This is a genomic window from Proteus myxofaciens ATCC 19692, assembly GCF_001654855.1.
In the GTDB taxonomy this organism is placed as follows: Bacteria; Pseudomonadota; Gammaproteobacteria; order Enterobacterales; family Enterobacteriaceae; genus Proteus; species Proteus myxofaciens.
This window is the reverse complement of sequence record NZ_LXEN01000097.1, coordinates 44219-69491: the sequence shown is the minus strand read 5'-3', so window position 1 is coordinate 69491 and position 25273 is coordinate 44219. Positions and strand designations below refer to the sequence as shown.

The 25273-nt window shown below is 36.7% G+C and carries 25 protein-coding genes and 1 pseudogene; 5 read left to right on the top strand and 21 right to left on the bottom strand.

Going from position 1 to position 25273, the window contains the following annotated elements; genetic code table 11:
• Nucleotides 1-394: 394 nt before the first annotated feature.
• The 3 genes and pseudogenes from M983_RS17925 to M983_RS10400 all read right to left on the bottom strand — a co-directional run.
• Nucleotides 395-1147: pseudogene (locus M983_RS17925) on the bottom strand (inverse autotransporter beta domain-containing protein); the annotation flags it as partial.
• Nucleotides 1107-1373, bottom strand: coding sequence for a hypothetical protein (locus M983_RS10405; protein ID WP_157091952.1), 267 nt, complete (start codon nucleotides 1371-1373; stop codon nucleotides 1107-1109). The pseudogene M983_RS17925 and the gene M983_RS10405, both read right to left, overlap by 41 nt.
• A 421-nt stretch (nucleotides 1374-1794) precedes the next feature.
• Entirely contained in the window at nucleotides 1795-2097 is a 303-nt protein-coding gene (locus M983_RS10400) for a hypothetical protein (protein WP_245684038.1), read from the bottom strand.
• Between the two features lie 1235 nt (nucleotides 2098-3332).
• Here M983_RS10400 and M983_RS10395 point away from each other — a divergent pair.
• Nucleotides 3333-3602: a tetratricopeptide repeat protein gene (locus M983_RS10395; RefSeq protein ID WP_066750090.1), complete on the top strand. Its 270-nt coding sequence runs from the start codon at nucleotides 3333-3335 to the stop codon at nucleotides 3600-3602.
• Between the two features lie 164 nt (nucleotides 3603-3766).
• Complete coding sequence (locus tag M983_RS10390) at nucleotides 3767-4165, top strand: hypothetical protein (protein WP_066750089.1); 399 nt, start codon at nucleotides 3767-3769, stop codon at nucleotides 4163-4165.
• A 121-nt stretch (nucleotides 4166-4286) separates the two neighbouring features.
• Here the strand turns inward: M983_RS10390 and fre are convergent, their stop codons facing one another.
• The 3 genes from fre to pepE all read right to left on the bottom strand — a co-directional run bounded on the left by fre (nucleotide 4287) and on the right by pepE (nucleotide 7319).
• Nucleotides 4287-4988: an NAD(P)H-flavin reductase gene (gene fre / locus M983_RS10385; RefSeq protein WP_066750088.1), complete on the bottom strand. Its 702-nt coding sequence runs from the start codon at nucleotides 4986-4988 to the stop codon at nucleotides 4287-4289.
• Between the two features lie 15 nt (nucleotides 4989-5003).
• The gene (gene ubiD, locus M983_RS10380; RefSeq protein WP_066750113.1) at nucleotides 5004-6473 is read right to left on the bottom strand and encodes a 4-hydroxy-3-polyprenylbenzoate decarboxylase; all 1470 of its coding nucleotides are present in this window, start codon (nucleotides 6471-6473) and stop codon (nucleotides 5004-5006) included.
• Nucleotides 6474-6593: 120 nt separating this feature from the next.
• The gene (gene pepE / locus M983_RS10375) at nucleotides 6594-7319 is read right to left on the bottom strand and encodes a dipeptidase PepE (RefSeq protein WP_066750087.1); all 726 of its coding nucleotides are present in this window, start codon (nucleotides 7317-7319) and stop codon (nucleotides 6594-6596) included.
• A gap of 281 nt (nucleotides 7320-7600) precedes the next feature.
• Here pepE and rfaH point away from each other — a divergent pair, with 281 nt between their 5' ends.
• Entirely contained in the window at nucleotides 7601-8095 is a 495-nt protein-coding gene (gene rfaH, locus M983_RS10370) for a transcription/translation regulatory transformer protein RfaH (protein ID WP_066750086.1), read from the top strand.
• 70 nt (nucleotides 8096-8165) lie between these two features.
• On the opposite strand, the gene tatC is transcribed toward rfaH, so the two are convergent.
• From tatC to udp, 10 genes are all read right to left on the bottom strand, one after another.
• On the bottom strand, nucleotides 8166-8945 hold the full coding sequence (tatC, locus tag M983_RS10365; RefSeq protein WP_066750085.1) for a Sec-independent protein translocase subunit TatC: 780 nt from the start codon (nucleotides 8943-8945) through the stop codon (nucleotides 8166-8168).
• 3 nt (nucleotides 8946-8948) lie between these two features.
• Entirely contained in the window at nucleotides 8949-9458 is a 510-nt protein-coding gene (gene tatB / locus M983_RS10360) for a Sec-independent protein translocase protein TatB (RefSeq protein WP_066750083.1), read from the bottom strand.
• A 3-nt stretch (nucleotides 9459-9461) separates the two neighbouring features.
• The gene (gene tatA / locus M983_RS10355; protein ID WP_066750081.1) at nucleotides 9462-9734 is read right to left on the bottom strand and encodes a Sec-independent protein translocase subunit TatA; all 273 of its coding nucleotides are present in this window, start codon (nucleotides 9732-9734) and stop codon (nucleotides 9462-9464) included.
• Nucleotides 9735-9858: 124 nt separating this feature from the next.
• On the bottom strand, nucleotides 9859-11496 hold the full coding sequence (gene ubiB, locus M983_RS10350) for a ubiquinone biosynthesis regulatory protein kinase UbiB (protein ID WP_066750079.1): 1638 nt from the start codon (nucleotides 11494-11496) through the stop codon (nucleotides 9859-9861).
• Nucleotides 11496-12137: a ubiquinone biosynthesis accessory factor UbiJ gene (locus M983_RS10345; RefSeq protein ID WP_066750077.1), complete on the bottom strand. Its 642-nt coding sequence runs from the start codon at nucleotides 12135-12137 to the stop codon at nucleotides 11496-11498. The genes ubiB and M983_RS10345 overlap by 1 nt, the downstream gene beginning before the upstream one ends.
• Nucleotide 12138: 1 nt before the next feature.
• Nucleotides 12139-12894 (bottom strand): bifunctional demethylmenaquinone methyltransferase/2-methoxy-6-polyprenyl-1,4-benzoquinol methylase UbiE, encoded by a 756-nt coding sequence (gene ubiE, locus M983_RS10340; RefSeq protein ID WP_066750075.1) that lies wholly within the window; start codon nucleotides 12892-12894, stop codon nucleotides 12139-12141.
• 78 nt (nucleotides 12895-12972) lie between these two features.
• Complete coding sequence (rmuC, locus tag M983_RS10335) at nucleotides 12973-14313, bottom strand: DNA recombination protein RmuC (protein ID WP_066750073.1); 1341 nt, start codon at nucleotides 14311-14313, stop codon at nucleotides 12973-12975.
• Between the two features lie 102 nt (nucleotides 14314-14415).
• Nucleotides 14416-14892, bottom strand: coding sequence for a DedA family protein (locus tag M983_RS10330; protein WP_425415194.1), 477 nt, complete (start codon nucleotides 14890-14892; stop codon nucleotides 14416-14418).
• A 125-nt stretch (nucleotides 14893-15017) separates the two neighbouring features.
• Nucleotides 15018-15800, bottom strand: a complete 783-nt coding sequence (locus M983_RS10325) for a tyrosine-protein phosphatase (RefSeq protein WP_066750069.1) — start codon at nucleotides 15798-15800, stop codon at nucleotides 15018-15020.
• Nucleotides 15801-15945: 145 nt separating this feature from the next.
• Complete coding sequence (gene udp, locus M983_RS10320) at nucleotides 15946-16704, bottom strand: uridine phosphorylase (RefSeq protein WP_066750062.1); 759 nt, start codon at nucleotides 16702-16704, stop codon at nucleotides 15946-15948.
• 394 nt (nucleotides 16705-17098) lie between these two features.
• On the opposite strand from udp, the gene M983_RS10315 reads away from it, so the two are divergent.
• The gene (locus M983_RS10315; protein WP_066750056.1) at nucleotides 17099-17491 is read left to right on the top strand and encodes a YidB family protein; all 393 of its coding nucleotides are present in this window, start codon (nucleotides 17099-17101) and stop codon (nucleotides 17489-17491) included.
• A gap of 88 nt (nucleotides 17492-17579) precedes the next feature.
• Here M983_RS10315 and M983_RS10310 read toward each other — a convergent pair whose 3' ends face one another.
• Together M983_RS10310 and metE are read right to left on the bottom strand one after the other, a co-directional pair.
• Nucleotides 17580-18392 (bottom strand): hypothetical protein, encoded by an 813-nt coding sequence (locus M983_RS10310; protein ID WP_066750053.1) that lies wholly within the window; start codon nucleotides 18390-18392, stop codon nucleotides 17580-17582.
• A gap of 187 nt (nucleotides 18393-18579) precedes the next feature.
• A complete protein-coding gene (gene metE, locus M983_RS10305; RefSeq protein WP_066750051.1) occupies nucleotides 18580-20853 on the bottom strand; it encodes a 5-methyltetrahydropteroyltriglutamate--homocysteine S-methyltransferase in 2274 nt (757 codons plus the stop codon).
• A 106-nt stretch (nucleotides 20854-20959) separates the two neighbouring features.
• On the opposite strand from metE, the gene metR reads away from it, so the two are divergent.
• On the top strand, nucleotides 20960-21913 hold the full coding sequence (gene metR, locus M983_RS10300) for an HTH-type transcriptional regulator MetR (RefSeq protein WP_066750049.1): 954 nt from the start codon (nucleotides 20960-20962) through the stop codon (nucleotides 21911-21913).
• Here the strand turns inward: metR and M983_RS10295 are convergent.
• The 3 genes from M983_RS10295 to M983_RS10285 all read right to left on the bottom strand — a co-directional run bounded on the left by M983_RS10295 (nucleotide 21828) and on the right by M983_RS10285 (nucleotide 25221).
• Entirely contained in the window at nucleotides 21828-22700 is an 873-nt protein-coding gene (locus tag M983_RS10295) for a carboxylate/amino acid/amine transporter (RefSeq protein ID WP_066750046.1), read from the bottom strand. The genes metR and M983_RS10295 overlap by 86 nt on opposite strands.
• A 2-nt stretch (nucleotides 22701-22702) precedes the next feature.
• A complete protein-coding gene (locus M983_RS10290; protein WP_066750044.1) occupies nucleotides 22703-24352 on the bottom strand; it encodes a Na+/H+ antiporter in 1650 nt (549 codons plus the stop codon).
• Nucleotides 24353-24717: 365 nt separating this feature from the next.
• Complete coding sequence (locus M983_RS10285) at nucleotides 24718-25221, bottom strand: GNAT family N-acetyltransferase (RefSeq protein WP_066750042.1); 504 nt, start codon at nucleotides 25219-25221, stop codon at nucleotides 24718-24720.
• Nucleotides 25222-25273: the final 52 nt, after the last annotated feature.

The window sequence follows — 25273 nt, the reverse complement described above, 5'->3', positions numbered from 1 at the left end:
GAGAAGGCTTCACGTTAATCAGCATTACTGCCGTATTTGATTGATTTCCTTCATTATCTGTCGCTACGGCGGAGAGACGATATTGTTGTGGTGTCCGTGTATTATCAGTAAAGACATACGCAGGTAATGTTAAGTTAATTGCATCCCTAGATGTAATGTGTATTTTTCCGCCAGCAGCAATCAGCTCTGGTGCGGTCCAAGCAACATTTTTAAGTCCGTATTTGGATTTGGAAACGGAAACAGTCACTGGCAAGATTTCTGCCGCCTCCGCAGTCGCATTGTCTGGCAGTGAAATAGTTAACAATTCCTGCTTACGATACTGCATCACAATATTGTAATTTCTATCAACAAATTCGTAACGGTTACCTGCCAAGCTACGCATGAGATCAACATTTTCTGCCTTCAATTGCTGTGATAACGGTACACCAAAACGATATGAAAGCTCCATACCTACTTGGCTATCACTCGAATCGCCGCGAGATGTTTGACCTTTAAACGTGATAAGCGGGATTGGAGTATAACTCAGGCCGAAAGTAGAAACAGAAGGATTATTTTTCAGTTCATTGGATGAGGCTGTATTGGATAAATTTACACCATCACCAAAGTACTGTTCATATTTTGCAAATGCACCAATCTGAGGATAATCAGGTAGATAACCCTCTGCACGAATATCAAATCCATTTGCAGGACGCTCGTCATAATCTCGCATTTGATGTAAATCGGACTGATGCTAGTCTGTGATTCGAAGATAACCATTCACAGTAAGTTTCAGATAATCCGCCCATAATTCACCACCGAGTCCAATACGGGAGTTACCGCCGGTAATATCATAGTCATAGAAACTATTTCCTCCCCACATCCAGCCATTTTGATACTGGCGATATCCCAGACCGAGGTTAGAGGTTGTCCGTTCACTGTTAGCACGCAATCCGAGCTGTGAAAAAAACAGGCTGTTAGGATTATCAATTAGCGGGACTAATAAATCTGCATCCCCTTGTTTATTACTGCCAAACTGGAAACGAGCATGCCCCACCAGATTAAGCCAGTCATGATTAATTAAATTTTCACCTATGCTGCGAGCATAGCCTATAGAAGCATCGACAGCATTATCCGATGATAATAATTGCCCTGCTTGTGATGCCCCCACCGGCGACACGCATTTCAGTATTTTCAGTTGGACTGTCTTTTAGTCCTAACGTAGGCAATGCACTCAGAATATCATCTTGATGTACTGAATTATCTTGTTTCTCTGGCAACAATTTTCCTGAAATATCTTGTTCAGGAAGTGAACCATGTCTAGCCGGTGGTACTGATTGAGGAGATGGAGATCCAGAGGAAGAACTATCTTCCATTAGTGACCGGATACCACTCATTGTATTTATCATGTCATCAGTACTAATATTGGCCTCAGTTCTTTCAGATGCACGGGCCACCGCAGAAAAAGAAATAGAAATGGGGAAAAAAATCTGGAAAAACAGCAAAATAAAAGCCGTCAACCGCATATTTTTCCGATAATAATGTGATGATGAAGTCGAAGACGACATAAAATACCTCGGATAAAAAGCTCTCCGGAAATTAATTATTACCAGAGAATAATATTAGATGGTCAAAAGATTGGTTGTCGTCAAAAGATCAGATGGAAGACAATGCTTTCAGGCGGTCTTTAACGCCGGTGAAACCTGCGTACTGTACTTTTGCGCATAACATGTCTAATTTTTTATTCAAGGTCATTGTTAATAATTCTTTTGAGTCTTTATCCATAATTTCTTTATTAATATTCAAGAAATTATAGTTTTAATTGATTTTGCTATAATCAGTAGAATAATTATCAAACTGATTTTGATTCAGCCCTTTAAGGAAATTAAAATTGTCTACGCACGCATTACGTGTTGAAGCGATAACGATACCTTGAGAAAGAGATTGTTTATTTTGGGCATACGCTGTTGCCGCTAAATTTGTTTCACTATTCGTCGAAATAGTGGCTGTTTTAGGAGCATTAGGTTTTGATACCCCTGAAGTCACTTTTTTTTGTGGCGCAGAGTTGCACGCAGCTAAAGCCAATGACGCAAACATCACGAAAACTAGACGTTTTTTCATGTTAAGACATCCCATATTATGGTTATAAAAATAATACCGGTATTACTATGCCGATAGAGAGATAACGTTGATGTTATAAATCAACGTTATGAAAGATATTTTTATTTTCTATTTAAGATAATTATCTGAATAAATTTTTATTTATATTATTTTTCTCATTCGCTCAGTAACAAACGAAAAAAAACTTTCTATTTCTTTTTCATTCATATTAAGTGCAAAGAATAATCGTAATAAAATATCTAATTGAAACTTAGTTTGCCCAAGCTCATACCGTGAAATTTGTTGTTGGCTTAAATGAACTTACTTGGCTAATTCAGATCCTGTTAATCCTTTCTGAATACGCATCATTCTAATTAATCTCCCTACACAACGAGATAGTGGGATATTATTTAGATATTCAATATCGGCTATTTTCATAAGAATATCTCGCCCCGTATTAATATTTTTAAATAAAATACCGTTAATCCTATTTAGGTATAAATAGGTATAAGAAGGTGATGGTAATTAACGAATAAAAAATAAAATAAAATTTCCTTTAGGCGACATTAGAAACGCTTTTAATTAGTATTTCCAATCGTTTATACCGATCGTAAGAGAAATAATGATAGTTAACACCTATCAATATAAATACATTGATCGTTATAAACGATCAATGTATTATGAGCGCTAATGCGAAAATACTTATATAATCCATTTTTAGTTTAATTACTCTTATTTATAACAAGGAAAAAAGAAAAATTAGTGAGTTAATCTAATAATGATAAAAAAAACAAAATATAATCAGCTAAATTTTTATCATAATAAAGATAATGATTAGGCTAGATAGGCAAAAAAAAACTAAATAGGAAGACTAATATTAAAATTTCGTAAAATAATTCCTAAAAAATAGCTTAATAAATCATTTATACATCGTTATACAGATTATCTGATTTTTTATATGTATATAATTTATATCATCTCAATACTTTGAGATAAATAAAGAATTAGAGTCATAAAGGTAATTTTTTACTATTTAAATAAGGCATTTATCCTATTCAATTTTAGCCTCATCACTAATAGTTTTGTATTTGTGTAAACTAAATGTCGTTATTTCTACTCAACAATAATAGCTCTGTATTCTGTATTTAGAGGAAAATTATGAAACGTTTATTTTTGTATATCACAGCGATTATATTTACCCTTTTATCTCTAATGCTCAGCGTAGCCAATGAGCCAATGCCGCTTCTCTTACTGAAATGGCTCAACAAGGGGATACTGATGCACAGGTTCTTTTAGGATACCAATATCTATCTAATGCATCAGAGAGTAAATCAAATATGGAACAAGCTAAATATTGGATGCAAAAAGCCGCTGAGCAAGGAGATGTAGATGCGCAAGGTGTACTAGGTACGCTTTATTATAGCGAAAAAAATTACACAAAAGCCTTACCTTGGCTAAAGAACGCATGTGACCAAGATAATCAGCAAGCTTGCATTATTTTAGGAAAAATACCTAAACCTCAATGAGAAAAATAGACAAAGAGCTCATCTTGATTTCATGTATAAGATCTCTATCGATCATATGAAGAAAGGGGAGAGGTCTTTAGAAAGGGTTATGCTATATAAAACCTGTTGGATAGAAGAATAATTATATTAAAATCAACATGATAATTTTAAAAGGCCTTTAAATAATGAATCAAATTCAACTGATACTATTATCTTTATTATTAGTAAGTCTGACGGGATGCTCTAATACCGTTAAATCAGCATCCCAAGATATCCATGCCACCACCTCGAAAGAGCAAAAATCACATTCAAAAAATAAGTTTTTATCAAAAGACGTTATTATGTCTAGTGAAAATAGTTGTATTGATGATATGACCTTACTCAAGCAAACAAGCTACAACGATTATCAGATCTTTTTTCAGCAATACAGCGGAATAATGAATGAGTATCATTTTTTACGTATAAACAGTGAGATTATGGATAGCGATACCAAGCGTTATCTTACTGATATTCTAACCATAAAATATGATACTCTTTGTTCAAAAATAAAATTTAGCGTATTCCAGTCTATTAAAAAAAAGTAACGAGCCTAATGAGTATTTGATAACATTGAGTTGTTTAACTTCTTACTATCATAATAGTGGGGTGTCTCACCTTATAGTCTCCCCCATAGTGGGCAATAACTTAATATATTTTTAGATATGATCAGATAAATTCAAAAGCGTCACTAAATAGTCGAGTAATGTCTGCATTACGTTCATTGCAAAAACGATCTCTTGCAATTTTAGCCATTTCAAAACGTCCCGCTATATAGATATCATATTCTGATAAATCACCAAAATCTTCACATACAGCGCTTAAAACTGTTCCTTTTCTACCACGCCAAGTTTCTTCTGGTTGTTCTACAACGGCAATTATAGATAAATTGGGATATTTTTCTGATAACTCTTGCAATTCATTGAGATCGTAGAGATGAATGCTCTCTCTTCCCCCCCAATAAAGCATAATCTTACGCTGAGGGTTTTCTGCTAATGCCGCGAGTAAAATAGAATGGGTATAAGAAAAACCAGTCCCTCCTGCAATTAGCAATAATGGTCGTTCACTTTCCTTTCTAAACCATGCATTTCCATGTGGAATATCAATGGTAATTTGCTGCTTTTCTAATATCAAAGAAAGTACAGCCATGGCATAGAGATTAAGTTCAGATGCACCAATATGAAGCTCAATAAAGTCTTTATTTTCAGGAACAGATGCAATAGAAAAGGGGCGTTTATCTCGCTCATCCATGACTGCTAAAAGATACTGTCCAGCCTGAAAATCAAATGCATCATCGGGTAATAATCTTACCCGATACACTGTATCTGTCATCGGCTCAACAAATGAGACTTTACAGTTCAATATTGCCATAGTATTCCTCTATTATTATTTAAGAATATCAAGCTCTTCCCAAATAGTATCTACTCGTTGTTTTATTTCATCTGTCATGACAATCGGTCGCCCCCATTCTCTATCCGTTTCACCTGGCCATTTATTAGTCGCATCAAGTCCCATTTTTGAGCCTAATCCAGACACAGGAGAAGCAAAGTCAAGATAATCAATCGGCGTATTTTCCATCATGATAGTATCTCTAGCAGGATCCATTCTTGTTGTTATTGCCCAAATAACATCTTTCCAATCTCTTGCATTGACATCATCATCACAGACAATCACAAATTTAGTATACATAAACTGCCGTAAATACGACCATACTCCCATCATGACGCGCTTGGCATGCCCTGCATACTGCTTTTTCATTGTCACGACAGCTAAACGATAAGAACATCCTTCTGGTGGTAAATAGAAATCAACAATCTCAGGAAACTGTTTTTGTAATATAGGCACAAGCACTTCATTAAGAGCAACACCTAAAACAGCAGGCTCATCAGGTGGACGACCTGTATATGTTGAATGATAAATAGCATCTTTACGGCGCGTTAAATGCGTAATAGTGAAAACAGGGAAAGAATCGATTTCATTATAGTAACCAGTATGATCTCCATAAGGTCCTTCAGGCGCAAGCTCTCCTGGCTCAATATACCCTTCTAGTATAATCTCTGCACCTGCTGGTACTTCTAAATCATTAGAAAGGCACTTTACAACTTCGGTTTTATTACCGCGTAATAAACCGGCAAAAGCGTATTCTGATAAGGTATCAGGCACCGGTGTAACAGCACCTAAAATAGTTGCGGGATCAGCACCTAAAGCAACAGAAACAGGAAAACGTTCACCAGGATGTTTTTGACACCATTCTTGGAAATCTAATGCACCACCACGATGAGACAACCAACGCATAATAACTTTATTTTTACCTAATACTTGCTGACGATAGATGCCTAAATTTTGTCGCTCTTTTAATGGACCACGAGTAACGGTAAGCCCCCAAGTAATTAGCGGTGCAGCATCTTCAGGCCAACAATGCATGATAGGAATTTTTGTTAAGTCTACATCATCCCCTGTTAATACGATTTCTTGGCAAGGTGCTTTACTTAAACGTTTTGTTGGCATATTTAAGACTTGTTTGAATTTAGGTAATTTATCAAACAAATCACGAAAACCCTTCGGTGGATCTGGCTCTTTTAAAAAGGCTAACAGTTTACCTACTTCATGTAATGCTTTTACATCATCCTGTCCCATGCCCATAGCAACACGCTCTGGTGTGCCAAATAAATTGCAAAGAACAGGCATATCAAAGCCTTTAGGATTTTCAAATAACAATGCAGGCCCACCAGCTCGTAACGTTCTGTCCGCTATTTCGGTCATTTCAAGGTAGGGATCTATTTCGAGGGTGATACGTTTTAATTCACCTTTCTCATCAAGTAATGAAAGAAAATCTCTTAAATTGCGGTATTTCATCATAATATTACGGGCCAGTGAGTGAAAGAAAAGAGGGTAATCCCCTCTTTATGACACTATAAGCTAAACGCATAACTCACTAAAAAGCAATGCTTTTTGTTCATTACTGTTCGCTAGATTTTATAAACAGCGAAATGGAACCCATTCCGAGAGCATTTTGGTATCAAATTGTTCAGGAAAAATTTTACCATGCTGGAATATTTTAAATCCTTCTTTTTTTACGCTGTAATAATGTAACTCTTCACCTTGAATCTGTAAGTAACTTCCTTCACGAATTGCGACAACAATTTCTTCAGGATTAATTGCACAAAACTCTGCAATACGTTCATCACGAGTTTCCCCCATATGCCCACTAATTGTAGTATCAATATAATGAGGATTTATTTGAACAGGGAATAAACCTAATGACGGCATAATTACAGAGGAGCGCACAGGCATATCATTTGTTGTACGAATAGTTGGTGTAGCCACATTACACCCAGCACTCCAACCAATATAAGGAATATTGCGTTCACGAACAGCGCGTTGAATAGGAACAACTAGTCCTTTTTCATGTAGCATTTGATTTAATAACCAAGTATTTCCACCACTAACTAAAATACACTCAGCATGATTTATCGCTTCTATTTCTGAATCAAAGTGTTCGATACACGTTACTTTAATTCCAAGTGCATCTTCTAGTTCTTGAGCGCGTTTATCATGATCAGAACGAATTACTGCGTAAGCAATTAAAACAGCGGAGCGAATACCGCGTTTTTTAATCATGCTATCGATGTTATCTTTAGCATAACTCAACCATTGTGGATCCCCAGCAATCTTCCCGTTACTTAATAAAAAAACGTCCATTTGAAACCTCTTTATAATTATGGAGTAGAACTTAAGATAATTATCTTGGAAGTTTTTTCTTATTTTTACCATCACTTTTTTGTGAACTTGTTACCTCTATCTGAGAAAGCAATGAAACTCATCTAAACAATAAGATTTATCGTGTATAACTCTCGTTTTTAATGCATTTTGCAGTATCAGTCGATATCACTTTATTTTATTAATTAAAGTTGATGGTATTACCTTAATTATAAATTTGATATTATCAAAATATTAAAATTAACTAACCTATTGTCTCTACTATGAAAAGTTGGCACCTTCTATATTGTAAGCGAGGTCAAATTCCTCGCGCAATTGAACACTTAGAACGTCAAAATGTGATTTGTTTTACACCTATGGTAACTGTAGAAAAATTACTAAGAGGTAAAAGAACAAAGGTCATAGAGCCTCTTTTCCCTAATTATCTTTTTATTCATTTTGATACTGAAGTGATTCATACAACAACAATTAGTTCTACACGGGGTGTAAATTCTTTTGTCCGTTTTGGAAAATTTCCGGTAACAGTACAGCAAAAGGTTATTGATATCTTACAGTCATCTCAACTCTCACCTATTGCTTATAGTGAAGAGAACGTACCTTATAGCGGTGATAATGTATTAATTACAAAAGGAATTTTTCAAGGCATACAAGCGATATATCAAGAGCCTGATGGTGAAAACCGCTCTATTTTGCTATTGAAAATTCTCAATAATGAAGTAAAAAAATCAGTTAGTAATAAAGAATTCAAAAAACAATAAGCTATAAAAAACTTAACCCAGCAAATGCTGGGTTAATATCGTATTTATTAGGAATGAGTTGTTTTTATTCCTATTTATTTTGCTCGTCTACTTGTGCTTCTTCAGCGTCTTCCTCAGATGTTTGTCTTCTTCCGTTTCCTACATAAAAGCGCGATACCATGATCCCTATTTCAAATAATAAGTACATGGGTATAGCCAATAAGGTTTGAGAGAAAACATCTGGTGGTGTTAATAGCATTCCGATAACAAAAGCGCCCACTAATACATAAGGGCGTTTTTTCTTTAGTGCTTCAGGCGTTGTTACACCACTCCAGCACAGTAAAATAATCGCTATAGGTACTTCAAAAGCGGCACCAAAAGCCATAAAAAGCGTCATAACGAAGCTTAAATATTTACTGATATCTGGAATAAAATTAACCCCTTCAGGGGTTGTATTCACAAAGAAACCAAAGGCAAGAGGGAACACAACAAAATAAGCAAACGCCATACCAAGATAGAATAAAACCGTACTTGAAACAAGTAATGGCAACATTAGTCGACGTTCATGTTTATATAACGCTGGTGCGATAAAAGCCCATACCTGGTAAAGAATAACAGGGATAGAAGCAAAAACGGATACCATTATAGTCAATTTAATCGGAGTCAAAAATGTAGATGCAACATCCGTTGCACTCATATTTGACCCTTGTGGCAACTTATCAAGTAAAGGTGCCGAGACTAATTGATAGATATCGTTAGAAAAATAAACCAGCCCTAAAAAGACCAACAACACTGAAATCAAGCTATACATAAGACGCTTACGTAGCTCTATCAGATGGCTGATCAGCGGTTGGGTATCATTTACTGCCATGTTTTAATGTTCACCATTGACCTGATCAGTTGATTTTTTCTCTACTGTTTTAACAACAGGAACTTCTTGTTTAGTGATATTTTCTGTTACAGGTTTATGACTGTCAGCATCATCATTAACTTCATCAGCTTCAGCAACAGCGGCTAAATCTGAAGGAGAAGGTTCCGTAGAGTCGGTTTTTACAGACTGTTCTTTTGTTGATTCTGGCGTTTCAGGAGCGTGGTAAGTTTCTTTTAGAGACTGCGCAGCTTCTTTTAACTCATCCATAGACGCTTTCAGTTCAGGCGATAAACTTTGCAAATTGGCTTTCTCTTCCACTTTCTTCAAGCTTTCTTGAAGCTCTTGAAGTTTTAGCTCTTGAGCTAGCTCATTTTGCACGTTTGCAGCCAGAGAACGTAACGCTCTCACCCAGCCAGCGACTGTTTTTACTGCTACGGGCAAGCGTTCTGGCCCCAGAAAAACAAGGCCTATTATCAAAACCAATAGCAGCTGACTAAAACCAATGTCAAACACGGTTTACACCTGCTCTTTATTTTTGCTCTCAGTTGTAGACTTCTGCTCACCTTCAGTTGAAGTCTTCTGTGCTAAATTTTTTGTATCAAAATCTGCATCATTAGTGGTTTTTTCAGCGTTGTCAGTCTCTTTACTATTATCGTCGCCCATTGCTTTTTTAAAGCCTTTTACCGACGCGCCTAAATCTGAGCCTAATGTGCGTAATTTATTTGTACCAAATAATAATACAACGATGACAGCAATGATGATCAATTGCCAAATACTAATACCGCCCATTTTATGTTCCTCAACTAATTACAGGGATATACTAATTACAGTGCCCATTATATACAACGAATTCAATTTTCGGGAATCTCGAATTCATCTTTTAGTTTGCTTAAAAACAAACTTTACTGCATTTTTATTGTGCATTACTCGATTTAAACCAACCCCAAATCCATGCGATAAGACCTAAGCTGATAAAAACACTAAATAATGTTTTAAAACCAGAAACAAAGAATAAGCTACCGCATAAAAACAGTGTTGTACCAATCCCCAATAAAAATAAGGACTGTTTTTGTTTGACTCTTTGCGAACCCATTTGTTCCGTCAATCTTTCAAGCGTTAACTTCATATTTTTTTGTTGTTTCAGACTATCATAAACCAATTCTGGTATCTCTGGCATCTTTTCAATCCAGTAAGGAGCCTTGCTCTTTAACCCATTGAATAACGCTGTAATACCTATTTGACTATGTAACCAATCTTCTAAGAAAGGTTTTGCTGTTTTCCAAAGATCAAGTTGAGGATAAAGTTGACGACCTAGCCCTTCAATATAAAGTAATGTTTTTTGTAATAAAACCAGCTGTGGCTGCACTTCCATATTAAAGCGACGGGCTGTATTGAAAAGGTTTAATAACACATGGCCAAAAGAAATTTCAGATAACGGTTTTTCAAAGATAGGTTCACAAACTGTACGTATTGCAAATTCAAAATCTTCAACGTTCGTATCAGGTGGAACCCATCCTGAATCTACATGTAGCTCTGCCACTTTCCGATAATCGCGATTAAAAAAGGCTAAAAAGTTTTCGGCCAAATAACGTTTATCTTCTTTATTTAGTGAACCAACTATCCCGCAATCTATTCCAATATAATAAGGATCTTGTGGGTGATCAAAGCTAATAAACACGTTACCTGGATGCATATCAGCATGGAAGAAGCTATCTCTAAATACTTGAGTAAAGAAGACTTTAACGCCTCTTTCAGCCAACAGTTTCATATTCGTATTTTGTGCTTCAAGAGCAGCAATATCAGAAACAGGAATACCGTAAATTCGTTCCATTACCATAACATTTTCATGGCAATAATCAGAATAAACTTCTGGAATATACAGCATCGAACTATTTTCAAAATTACGACGTAATTGAATAGCATTGGCAGCTTCACGTAATAAATTTAACTCATCCAATAATGTTTTTTCGTATTCACGGATCACTTCTTTTGGTCTTAAACGTCGACCATCCGGCAAGAAAGGAATTAAATTTGCTAAGCGATACATCAAACGAATATCTGCTTTAATAACAGGTAAAATATCAGGTCGAATAACTTTGAGAACAACCTCTTTACCATTTTCTTTTAATTTTGCAGTGTGTACCTGAGCAATAGAGGCTGAGGCTAATGGATTTTCATCAAAATCATCAAACCATTGCTCAATAGGGCAACCAAATGATTTTTCGATATATTGTCTCGCTTTTTTGCCATCAAAAGGCGCTACTCTATCTTGTAATAACGCGAGCTGGTCAGCAATATGAGGAGGAAATAGATCACGGCGAGTTGATAACATTTGCCCTAATTTTATCCAAACTGGGCCTAATGTTTGTAGCGCGAGTCGTAAGCGCTCACCTAATGGTTTATCAGGATGTTTATTTTTTATCCAAAATACTGCTTTACACCCTAATCTTGCTGGTAAAGTAATTTTATGTTGAGGAATTAACTCATCAAGCCCATAGGACAAAAATACCTGAATAATATGATAAAAGCGCTTTAACTCGCTGAGGAGCATTATTTTTTCTCCAATTTACCTAACCGTTTTTCTAATTCGGCCGTTTGCTGTGCAACTTGTTCTATTTCATCGTAAAAATGGATTGTTTCTAATGTTGAGGGTGCCGTTTTCCACTCTTCAATTAATGCGTCACGTAAATACGTCTTTTGTCGGCTAAATAATCCAGAAAATGTTTGTATTCCTTTACCTACGACATTTGAAAGCCCTTGAGCAGCAAGATCACCAATATAAGGAGCGAGATATTGGGCAGGATCCCATTGAGCCATATCAAGTAATGCAGACCAATTTTGAACAACCTGCATATCGCCTTCAATACTAATATCGCCACGATTGATTAGCTCTGACATTTTTTGTCGATCAGTCAGTTTAATTAGCGTTAATAATTTCGTTTTTATCGTGCAATCAGTCTCGTCATTCCATTGGCTTAATACGTCAACTTGCTGTTCACTAAAGATTAAGTAGATGGAATGAGGAAACTCATTGATAGAAAGTGCTAACACTTTGCCCGCAAGACGATTGCGGGCTGGTTTAAGCACATTTTCCTGATATAAAACATGATTAAGTGCCGTTTCCATTGATACTGTTAATAATGGATAGAGCACTTGAGATGCGATATCATGAGAAAAAGTGGCTTTTTCCATTTTAGAATTTAAATCCTTTGTGTAATGCAACTATACCTCCAGTCATATTGGTATAGGTAACTTGATCAAATCCTGCTTCTTCCATCATACCTTTTAGCGTTTCTTGGTCTGGATGCATACGAATAGATTCAGTGAGATAACGGTAGCTATCTGCATCATTTACAATCGCTTGCCCTATTCGAGGTAAAATATGGAAAGAGTAAGCATCATAAATCTTACTTAACGGTTCAATGACAGGTTTTGAGAATTCAAGGACTAATAAACGTCCACCTGGCTTCAATACACGAAACATTGAGCGTAATGCTTTAGCTTTATCGGTGACATTACGTAAACCAAATGAAATGGTAATACAATCAAAATGGTTATCAGGAAACGGTAACTCTTCAGCGTTTGCTTGTACATAGTTAACATTACCAACGATACCGTGGTCACGGAGCTTTTCACGCCCCATTTTTAGCATTGAATCGTTGATATCAGCTAAAACAACTTCACCATTTTCCCCTACGAGACGAGAAAACTTAGCGGTTAAATCGCCTGTTCCACCAGCAAGATCAAGTACACGTTGATTACGTCTTACACCACTAGCTTCAATCGTATAACGCTTCCAAATACGGTGAACACCAAAAGACATTAAGTCATTCATTAAATCGTATTTAGATGCAACAGAGTGAAAAACTCGTGCAACCATAGTTTGCTTTTCGTCTTTGCCAACGGTTTGGAAACCAAAATCAGTCGTTTCCTTAGTTTGTTGAGTCATATTATTTGCCCGCTAATTAATCAAAATTTAATAAATCAATACTGTCTTTTGGAAATCTTATGTCTCTTTCTATTCAAATCAATCAGAAGCTGATTTTTCAACGAGATCTTTATCAATGGTTTTTTTTATCTCAACGCCTAACGTTTTAAAACCTTCTGCTTGATTAATAAGATTCCCACGACCTTCAGAGAGTTTTTTCATTGCTAGTAGATAGCTAGATTGCGCTTTTTGAATACTATTTCCTAGCCCCTGCATATCATCAACGAAAAGTCGTAACTTGTCATACATTTTAGCCGCTCTATTTGCAATTTCTTGTGCATTTTGACTTTGATATTCATAGCGCCATAAGGATGCAATAGTACGCAAAGCAACAAGTAGAGTGGATGGCCCAACTAACATAATATTATGTTTTAATGCTTCCTCTAATAAATCGGGAGAATGTCCAATTGCAACGAGATAAGCAGGCTCAATGGGTATAAACATTAAAACATAATCTAATGACGTTACACCGGGTAATTTGTGGTAATCCTTAACACTTAATCCTCTAATATGAGTTCTGATTGAGTTTACATGTGCCGCTAAAGCTTGTTTTCTTTCATGATCATCATTACTTGTAAAATATTTTTCATAAGCAACAAGTGACATTTTCGCATCAATTACGACGTCTCTGCCATGAGGTAAATGAACAATCACATCAGGTTGATAACGCCCACCTTGTTCATGACGAATACTCACTTGAGTTTCAAATTCATATCCTTCACGTAAACCTGATGATTCTAATATACGTGATAGTACTGTTTCACCCCAGTTTCCTTGTATTTTATTATCACCTTTTAATGCATTTGTTAGATTAACTGCTTCTTGCGCCATTTTGACATTAAGTTGTTGGAGTTGGCGAATTTCATACACTAACGTGTGCCGTTCTCTTGCCTCTTGCCCAAATCCTTCTTGAACTTGCTTACGAAAACTTTCTAGCTGTTCACGAAAAGGAGAAAGAAGATGAGTTAATCCTTGGCGATTGAGTTCTTCAGCCTTACGACCACTTTGCTCAAAAATACGATGAGCTAAATTTTCAAATTGTGTAGCGAGTCGTTGTTCACTATTAAGCAATAATCGCTGTTTATCTTCTGCTGATACACGACTTTCTTCAAAACGGGTTGTCACTTCCCTTAATTCAGCTTCTTGTGATGTTATGGTTTCTCGCTGAGCACGAACTTCTTGCTCTAATTGGTCAATCTGTTGTTGCAGTGCAGGAATGACAGTCGCTTTTTCTTGCGCAACAGCGATTTGAGTATAACCGTCACGTAACATTATTTCTTTTTCTGATAAGCGTTGTTGAACCAGCCACCAAACAACAATGCCACCGATTAATACACCACTTAGCAAACCAATTAATCCATACAGCAACTGAATATCCACTAAAACAGCCCTTTTGCTTTATTGCGAGTTAAGTTAAATCGCATAGGTACTATTGTCTAGCGACAATTTGTATCATACTCATATTTGCGAGAAAGTGCGCAGTTATCCCATCCATTTAGCAAGCCATTGCAAACCAAAAGCGCCTGGAGCCAAAACACCAAAAGCCCAAATCATCGCAGAAGTGATATTTGTCATTTGAAAATAGCGTTGAGGCATGGCACAAATACCGGCAACTAAAGGTACGATTGCACGAAATGGTCCAAAGAAACGACCAATAAATACCCCCCAAACTCCCCAACGATTAAAAAAGTGATGCCCTCTTACTAATACTTGAGGAGAACGTGAGATAGGCCATAAGTTTTTAACGCCATCCTTATAATGGAAACCAATCCAATAAGAGAGCCAGTCACCAAAGAAAGCACCTAAAGTGGCTGCCAACCAGATTGGCCAAAAAGAAAGTCCACTCTCTCCAATTAACGCACCTAAACCCAATAAAATAACGGTTGCAGGTAAGAGTAATGAAATAAATGCGAGCGATTCACCAAACGCGAGAAAAAACACAATGGGAATAGCCCACATTTCATGCTCTTTAACAAAGAGCGTAATGGTATGAAGAATATCTTGAACTGTCACAATAGAGACCTTGTATTCGGTTATCTTAAGTAAAATAAGCTAATTTAATTAACCGAATATAAATCACTTCACTATTCTAGAAAATAATTTTGTAATTTATCTCTGGTTATTCTATCTAAACCAATATCTTTTTCTAACCATGTATCAATATTGCCATAATGCTGGTTAATGCTTGTAATTGCTGTATTTAAGAAATCTTCTTGTACTGAATAAACATACGCGAACTTTTCAACAAGATTTTCATTAAGCGTTTTTGCAAGTTCTTCAAGGAGATAAGCGCGATAAGGTGCCAATGTTTCATTAGTTAAAAGATAGTCTTCCATGACGACATCAAATGATGCGCCTAAAGCAAATAGTACTAATGCAGAGCCAACACCTGTTCTATCTTTACCCACAGCACAATGTTGTACAACTCCACCCTTTTCAGGTTGCTGTAATAAAGTCGCTAATTGTTTATAGGCTGAGTTATTAATTGGTAGCTGTTCATATAGTTTGAACATAAATGCTTTCGCATCAAATTGTTCAAGCAATTCTGGGGATAAATTCTCAAGATCAGCAGAAACTTCTTTCGATAACGGATTAGCTGGCGCATGGTGATAATGTGCTCCATCCCAAATGCGGTCGGGCTTAGTTATAATTTCACTATCATCACGATAATCAATTATCTGAAATAAATTAATATCGATAAGAAGGGATTGATCGTTATCGGTTAGCCTATCAAGTGATCCTGACCGAAATAACATTCCAGGCTTAATAACCCCGCCATTATTCAGTGTTTTTCCACCTAAATCACGGAAATTAATTCCGCCTTTTAATGGTAATACAGAAGGATGTGCAGATAGGATCTCAGTCATAATATTTTTCTCATTGTTGTATGGTTAAGACGCTATGACCTTAACAGAAATACTATTCTATTGTCATGCCATATTAACTTAACAAATTTCTATAAAAAAACCCTTAATACTGTGATATTAAGGGTTATTATGACGTGAGATAAACTTATTTCATTAATGCACGAGCGGCTTCAATGACAATACCTAACGCATTGTTTTCAGTTTTCTTTAGTAGCTCTGCATCAGGGATTTCTTGTTGAGTACGATTAACAATAACACCAGCAACCATACCTGCACGTAACCCTTGGCTTGCACACATTGTCAGCAATGTTGCAGATTCCATTTCATAGTTCATTACACCCATTTCTTGCCACTCTTTCATTGAACCTTTAAAGCGACGAGTAACACGACCCGTGTAAGTGTCATAACGTTCTTGACCTGGGTAGAAAGTATCAGAAGATGCAGTTACACCAACATGTACAGTTGAGCCATTATCTTTTGCGGCTTTATACAGAGCATTCATACACTCAAAATCAGAAACCGCAGGGAATTCCATTGGCGCGAAATGTAAGCTAGCGCCATCTAAACGTACCGCTGCAGTGGTAACTAAAATATCACCAACATTGATGTGCTCTTGAATAGCACCAGTTGTACCAATACGTAAGAAAGTACGAATACCGAGCTGAGCTAATTCTTCTACAGCGATTGAGGTTGATGGACCACCAATACCCGTAGAGCAAACAATAACTGCTTTTCCATCAATCTCACCACGCCATGAGGTGTATTCACGTAAAGAAGCCAAATGAACTGGGTTATCCATTAATTTTGCAATTTTTTCAACACGCTTAGGATCACCTGGAACAATTGCTAAAGTGGCACCTTGTAGGTCATTTTTGGTTAAACCTAGGTGAAAAACATCAGACATAGCAGACTCCTCAATGGGGAAAAAACAAGGAATTAAATTAAAACTTACTTTATCGGTTTTTTTCACTGCTTATAGTGATATGCGTCACTTCACAGGAACCAAAACAAGTAACAATTTCATAAAAACGTGATTCACATCACAATTTGGTGGCGATTTCTCTATTTAATTATACCTAAAAAACGCGTGTATAGACTTATTTTCATTTATCAATAATGGTTATAAAACAATTTAATGATACATATTAAAGAAGGGGTCATTTATAAAATTCCGCTTATTTACTGGATTTAATAAACCACCAATACAGTATAGATGAATATCCTAACTTCACGTACACTACTCGCCTTTAAAAGGTTATCTAATATATAGCTATATGTGCGTTATTACAGGAGTCAGAATGAGCTTATTTAACCAGATAGCAAGCCTACTTGGCGGTGAAAAAATCAATCAATATAAAACAGTACTCGATTGGGTTGAATCTCAAGGTGGTATTGAAGGACTAGTCAAACGGTTTAATATCGCAGGCTTAAGTGAGATTATTCAATCATGGATAGGAACAAATGCAAATTTACCGATAAGCGCGGAACAAATTGAGCAAGTGTTTTCATCCTCAGTCATCAGTGAATTAGCTTCTAAAATAAATATGAGTCAGTCTGAAGCATCTGATATGGCAGCTCAATATTTACCTAAATTAATTGATAAAGTTACACCTGACGGCGTTATTCCTAAAGATTTAGACTTAATGAGCGCGGGAATGAATATTTTAAAATCAAAAATTTTTGGTGAGTAATATTCATTTTTTTATTTATTAATTCTCCTTAATTTTATGCGTTTCCCCTCCTGATTAAATATAGTGAGAAAACGCATTATTAAATTAATTACAGTAATTTTTCTTCAATTAGCGCATTATGGAAATGTTCAATTTCTTCAAGTGTAGCTTGCACTCGACCTAATGGTAAATCTAAAGCATATGGGATATTTTGTTCTGGAGAATACACCGCTAATAAATAAGTCTTACCGTTATTTTCAATAACAATAGGTGGTGATTTTTTATTTCCTGAATAAGAAACACTTATCTCTTTACCTGAAAGATTTATTTTATACGTCGCAATAAACATTTTATTTGTTGAAACTGTTTTTACTGGAATTGTCACCAATTTAAGTGGTTTAGTTCCTACTGACAATAATGCTTTCTTTACTTTGCTCGTTAATATTTGACGATAAATAAAGAAAGCGGTACAGAAACCAAAAAGAGCAATAAAAACAATCGCACTTGCAAAACGAAGCCAAATATTATCTATCGCAACATCTACTGTTAATTTATTTAAATCTGTTTTATCAGCAATAGCCTCTACTTCAATATCTTTCGCACCAGTACTTAAAAAAGTAAAGTTACGAGAAACGGTATTACCTTGATAACGTAAATCAACACTACAATTCGTTAAAACAAATAGCTTAGTACGACAAGAGCCATCAATATTCGCATTTACATATGTTGCGTTTTTACTAATATTGTAATCATACATAATATTAGGAATTTGATATGCACTAAATACCGTTAATACCAGCATGGCAATAACTAAAAATAAGGTACGAAATATCCCACCATCCCCTCTTAATGGGACTAATTTTAAAGGTCTTGAGGGAAATGCGTCTAAAACTTTATCTGAAAGTTTAATACTATTTTGCACAATAAAGAGATCCGTAAAATAAGAATTTTTTGCAGTATAACAATTAAAAATAATATCAATAATAAGATTTATTCTTAGTTTTACTTTATCTACAAATACATTTACTACAGAAAAAAATAAGCCTGAATGCAGAAGATAACTTTGCAAACAGGCTTATTAATTTCGTTAAACTAAATTTAAATATTTATTATACGTTTTCACGTAAATATTTAGCAGCTTCAACCATATTCGCTAATGCCGCGCGAGTTTCAGGCCATCCACGCGTTTTTAGACCGCAGTCTGGATTAACCCAAAGACGTTCTGCTGGAATACGTGATTGTGCTTTTCTTAATAAACCAACAATCCATTCCACATTAGGTACGTTTGGCGAGTGAATATCGTAAACACCTGGTCCAATTTCATTTGGATATTCAAAGTCTTCAAACGCCTCAAGTAATTCCATATCTGAACGTGAAGTTTCAATTGTAATAACATCAGCATCCAGTGCAGCAATTGAATCCATGATGTCATTAAACTCGCAATAACACATATGGGTATGAATTTGTGTCTCATCATCCGCAATTGCAGCACTTAATTTAAAGGCATCAACTGCCCAATCGAGATATGCTTTCCACTCATCACGACGTAATGGTAATCCTTCACGCAGTGCAGGTTCATCAATTTGAATAATGCCAATACCTGCTTTTTGTAAATCATCAACTTCATCACGTAGCGCTAAGGCAATTTGTTTTGCAATAGTTTCACGAGTGACATCTTCTCTTGGGAATGACCAGCAGAGTATTGTCACAGGTCCTGTTAACATTCCTTTTACTGGTTTTTCAGTTAATGTTTGCGCATAAGTAGCCCAATCTACTGTAATTGCTTCTGGGCGACTGATATCACCAATAATAACTGGTGGTTTAACACAACGTGAACCATAGCTTTGTACCCAGCCATTTTGAGTGAAAACATAACCATCAAAATGTTCACCAAAGTATTCCACCATATCATTTCGCTCTGCTTCACCATGAACTAATACATCTAATCCTAGAAGCTCTTGCTCTTTAATAGCTTGCTTAATATGTTCGCTAATATTTTTGCGATAAGCGGCTGTATCGATACGTCCTTTCTTGAAATCTAAACGAACAGTACGAATTTCAGTTGTTTGTGGAAATGAACCGATAGTCGTTGTTGGCCATAATGGCAAATTAAAACGTTCACGCTGTACTTTAGCTCGAGCAGTGTAAGGTGAATTTCTTTCACTATCTTGTTCGCTAATTGCTTTTAAGCGTGCAGCAACTTGAGGATTATTCACTCGAGATGAATGCTTACGTTGACGAATAGGTGCACTATACTGTGCTAATTCCTCATCATATTCACCTTCTGATGCATTTAGTGCTTTTGCTAATAATGCAACTTCACCGCATTTTTGAATAGCAAAAGCAAACCAGCTTTTCACTTCATCATCAAGCTTAGTTTCTGAATTTAAATCAATTGGACTATGCAGTAATGAGCATGACGTACCAATCCAAAGTGGGCGTTTACCTTTTAAACCAACAACTTGTTGATAACGTTCAGCTAAATCTGCTTTCCAAACATTTCGACCATTAATGGCACCTAATGATAATACCCAATTTTCAGGTAGCGATTCGTGTAAATGTTGCAAGTTATCTTTACCTGCTGAAATATCTACGTGTAAGCCATCAATAGGTAGTTTTTTAATAATATCAAGATGATGGGAGATACCATCAAAATACGTTGTCAGTAATAGCTTCACTTGACCTGCTAGCGCTTGATAAGCCTCTTGATACGCATTTTGCCATTGCGTTGGTAAATCAAGAACCAATGCAGGCTCATCAATTTGTACCCACTCAATACCTTTTTCTTTTAAGGCCGCGAGTACTTGCTGATAAACAGGAAGGATCTCTTTTAAGAGTGAAAGTCTGTCAAATTCAGGTCCTTTTACTTTACCTAGCCAAAGATAGGTAATTGGGCCAAGTAAAACAGGTTTGACGTTATGGCCTAAAGCCAGTGCTTCATCAACTTCATCTAGCAGCTCTTTCCACGCAAATGTAAATGACTGACCTTGCTGAAATTCAGGCACGATATAGTGATAGTTAGTATTAAACCATTTTGTCATTTCAGAAGCAGCAGCAGGCTCACCCGTTGGTGCACGACCACGAGCGACTCTAAATAAAGTATCAAGATCAAGCGTGCCATCTTCATTACGATGACGAGGTGGCACATTGCCAAGAAGTAGGCTTGTTCCTAATACTTGGTCATACCAAGCAAAATCACCAACAGGTAATAATTCAACACCTGCTTGAGATTGTTGTTGCCAATGACGAGCACGTAATTCTTTACCTACAGCAATAAGTTCTTCTTGTGAAATTTTGCCTGCCCAATAACTTTCTTGTGCTTTTTTTAACTCTCTATCTAAGCCGATACGAGGGAATCCAAGTGTGTGGTTGCGTATTGTCATAATTAAAATCCTGTTTTTAGCCGTCTAGATGTTTACACATCCATAATCTACAGGTAGTGTATAAATCACAAGCGCAAATTTTTCATTAACAACGTGAAGGTTTCTCATGATAGAAATTAAACATCTAAAAACGATACTTGCACTTAAGCAATCAGGATCTTTAGCAAATGCGGCAAATCAACTTCATCAAACTCAATCGGCTCTTTCACATCAATTTAGTGATTTAGAGCATAGATTGGGATATCGCCTTTTTGTGCGCAAAAGCCAACCTCTGCGCTTTACACCACAAGGTGAAGTGTTAGTCAGACTTGCTGAAGAAGTGCTTCCTATTATGCGTAAAGCGATAGAAGAATGTAACGAACCTGGCAGTGCCAGTCTTAATATCGCTATTGAATGTCATAGCTGTATTCAATGGCTAACCCCTGCACTTCAGCGATATAGACAAACTTGGCCTGATGTTACTGTTGATTTTCACTCTGGTGTCACGTTTGATCCACAACCTGCACTACTGCAACGAGAATTAGATATCGTACTGACATCAGATATTCTTGATGATACCCGTTTAAACTATACACCTCTGTTTGACTATGAGGTGAAGCTGATTTTATCGCCTGATCATCCTCTCGCTAATCGTTTGCATATTCAACCCCAAGATCTTACTGCAGAGACGCTTTTCATTTACCCCGTTCAAAGAGAGCGTTTTGATGTTTGGCGTCATTTCCTACAACCTGCAGGAATTTCACCTCAATTTAAACATGTTGATAATACTTTGCTATTAATTCAAATGGTGGCAGCAGGAATGGGTATTGCCGCATTACCGCATTGGGCTGTTGATAATTTTGAAAAACAAGGATTAGTCGTAACAAAAACACTAGGAGAAGGATTGTGGAGCCGATTATATGCTGCAAACCGCACAGGAGAGCAACATCAACCGGCTATCAGAGAATTTATTCGTTTATCAGGTCAACACGCAATTAACCATCTTCCTTTTGTGAAACAGGTCGGCGGATCCAGCGACGATGTATCCAAAGCGATCCAACAATCAGGCTTGCGCCAATGATAAAACTAGGCCAATCAGGATGCTGTTGCCAAATAGTAAAGTTCACTAATAGTCCTGCTGGAACCATCATGTTATTCATAATGGCTAGGGTTCCAGCATCAACTTGTGTGGCACCATAGTTCCACATAAAATAGCCTATACCTGAGGCACCAATACCTAGCCATAGCAGAACTCCCCACTGCCATGTGGTGGTTGGCACTTTTTGTACATCACCAAAGCAAAGCCACCCTAAAATCGCAACAACGCAAGCTCCAAGATAGAACCAAGAAAATGCATGATGTTGGGGTAAAGGGTGTACTTCCATTAATCGTTTATAGCCTACTTGACCAATAGCAAAGAAAATATTGGCGAGTTGCACCAATAATAACCCATACCAAAAGTCATCACTAAGATGGTCATAGCGAATAATCGCAGCTCCCAATACCGCTAATAATGAGCTAAAAACATAGCCCCAACGTAAACGCTGACGCTCTAATAAATCATAAATTAGCGTGACATAAAGCGGTGTTAACACTGTGAATAATAAAAATTCAGCTACAGTTAAATAGTTATAAGCGTGAAAAACAAATAGGTACATAATACCTAATTGACAGGCCCCTACGCCCATATACAATAAAATAACTTTAGGCTTGATTCCTTTCCAACGTAAAAACGGTAAAAAAACAAGGGCAGCTAAAGACACTCGAATCAAAACAGAAAGCCAACTATCAACCTGACCGGCGAGATATTCGCCAATCAAGCTGAAAGAGGCAGCCCACAGCAGTGTTGTTATAACAAGCAACCACATAATTAATTATCTTTCTCTACAAGTAAGGCTTCCATTAAATCCAGCTCATGAAGTAATAATTGCAAGGTTTCATTACTGATTTTTCGAGTTGCACGTAAATGGTAAAGCTCACCTCGTTCTGCACGTAATGCCGTTAAGCGAAAACGTCTTTCGAGATCTTCTTCTAACATATTGTGAATCATCTCGTCTTGTGTTGCTGTTCGGCGTCTTAAATAGCCAGCAACTCGAGAAGCAACCTCATTAATTTCTTCTGCATCTAATTGTTCTTCTGTGCTTCCTGCTAAGCGTTCTTCCATTTTACCTAAGCTAACAATCGCCACTTCAGCCATTGCTTTTCTAGCAAAACGAACCTCATTACCATCAGCTTCTTTATCTGTTGCTTGTACACCTTTTAATAAGAAAGGTAACGAGATAATCCCAATTAGGATAGATAATAAAATCACACCCGCTGCAATAAAAATAATTTGATAACGACCAGGGAACGTACTGCCATCGGTTAAGAAAAGAGGAATAGAAAGCGCACCAGCAAGCGTTATGGCACCACGAACGCCAGCAAATGATGATAACCATAGTTCACGCGTTGTATAGGTTGCGAAATCTAGTGGATGTTTTTTCATTAAAAGGCGGCTCATTTTTTTCATCAGCCATAACCAACTAAAACGTAATAACAATAATGCAAAATAGATAACGAAAACGGCCGCAAATAGCATCCATACTTCAACGTCAGGGTCAAGATCAGCTTGAATAACAGAACTCGTCCAAATGACAGGTAATTGTAGGCCTAACATAATAAAAACAAGACCATTGAACACGAATTCTAACATTGACCAAACACTATCAGCACGTAAGCGCATAGCTAAAGGTGCATTGCGGATAACACCTGATTTGCTAATCGTCATACCAGCCGCAACAGCAGCTAATATGCCAGAAAAGCCTATATGCTCAGCAATGAGATAAGAAGCAAAGGGGAGTAACAACATAAAGACGATTTGTGTAGCCGGATCGTCGCCACTCCAACGGCTCATTAGTCGCAGTGATTTACTATAAATAAGCGTTACACCAATCCCTGCAAGTAAGCCCCCTACTGCCACTTTAAAGAACTCAAGAGTTGCACCACCAACGGTAAAGACCATTGTCCCCATAGCAACAGCAACGGCGAATTTTAAGGCAACCAGACCTGAAGCATCATTCATTAATGCTTCACCTTCAAGAATACCCATGATCCTTTTAGGTATCCGCCCTTTTCCTACAATAGAAGAAAGCGCAACGGCATCTGTTGGTGATAATACGGCGGCTAATGCAAAGGCTGAAATCAATGGAATACTCGGCATTATCCAGTAAATTAAATAGCCAATACCGACAACAGTAACCATGACTAAGACAAGTACCAGAATAAAAATCTCTCGCCCATTTTGAATAAATTCACGGGTTGGCGTTTTCCATCCATCAGCAAATAATAAAGGCGGAATGAGCAAAACGAGGAATAGCTCAGGATCAAACGTGACATGTAAACCAAATTGAGGCCATGCCAATAAAGCCCCTATCACAATTTGTATTAATGGTAACGGAACACGGAAAGGAATAACTTTTGTCACAACTCCCGAAACAGACACCACCAAAATTAAAATTAAAATCGTAAAGAAAATTTCCATGTTACCTTACACGCCTATTCAATCCTGCAAAAACTCAACGCCTTTCTGTTTAATAAAAAAAGACCCACTAAAAATAAAGCAAAATCGATACGACTCTGACTTTTCTTCATTTTTACTATTTATATTTTAATCAGAACTACTTAAATCAATGAGCGGCTTTTGAAAATTAAGATTAATCGCACACTGATGAATATATGTCGCTTTAAAAAGTGCTTATCAACATTAACGGCATAAATAATCAAAAGAATACAATTTTCTTTCTATTTTTATTTCCATATCATTGTTTATAAAAATATGAATTATTAAACATATTGATACTCAGTTAGAAATAAAAAATATCGCTCTCACTTTTTATAACTCATTCTTTATTCAATAGTTCTAAGACGAGACATCATCACAACATCACAATATTTACCGTCTCTGAATGCCGCTTTTCGACGAACACCTTCTACTTCAAACCCTAAGCTTTCATAGAGATGTATTCCGCGCTCATTATCAGCATAGACTTCAAGCTCTATACGTGTGGCTGCTAACCATTGGAAAGCATAATCTATTGCGACATTTATCAAAGCTCTGCCAACGCCTTTTCCTGAATATTCAGCACCAACGCCAACACCAAAACTCACGATATGACGTCGACGAGGATGATTGTCAATTATCAGACATAAATGACCTGCAATTTGATCATCAAGAGTAGCAGTAAAATGGGGAATATTTTGCTCTGCAAATTCAGTTAGCCTTTTTTTCCATAGCGTGACTGAGGGGTAAGGAAATTGGCATGTACAGATGTATAAGTCTGGATGGGTATATAACCGTTGAATTGCAGGTGCATCTTCGGGTTCGCCATGGCGTATTTTTATTTCTTGCATATCTTCTACCAAAGAATTAATCACTAGTCTTAATTTCGACAATAGCGAATAA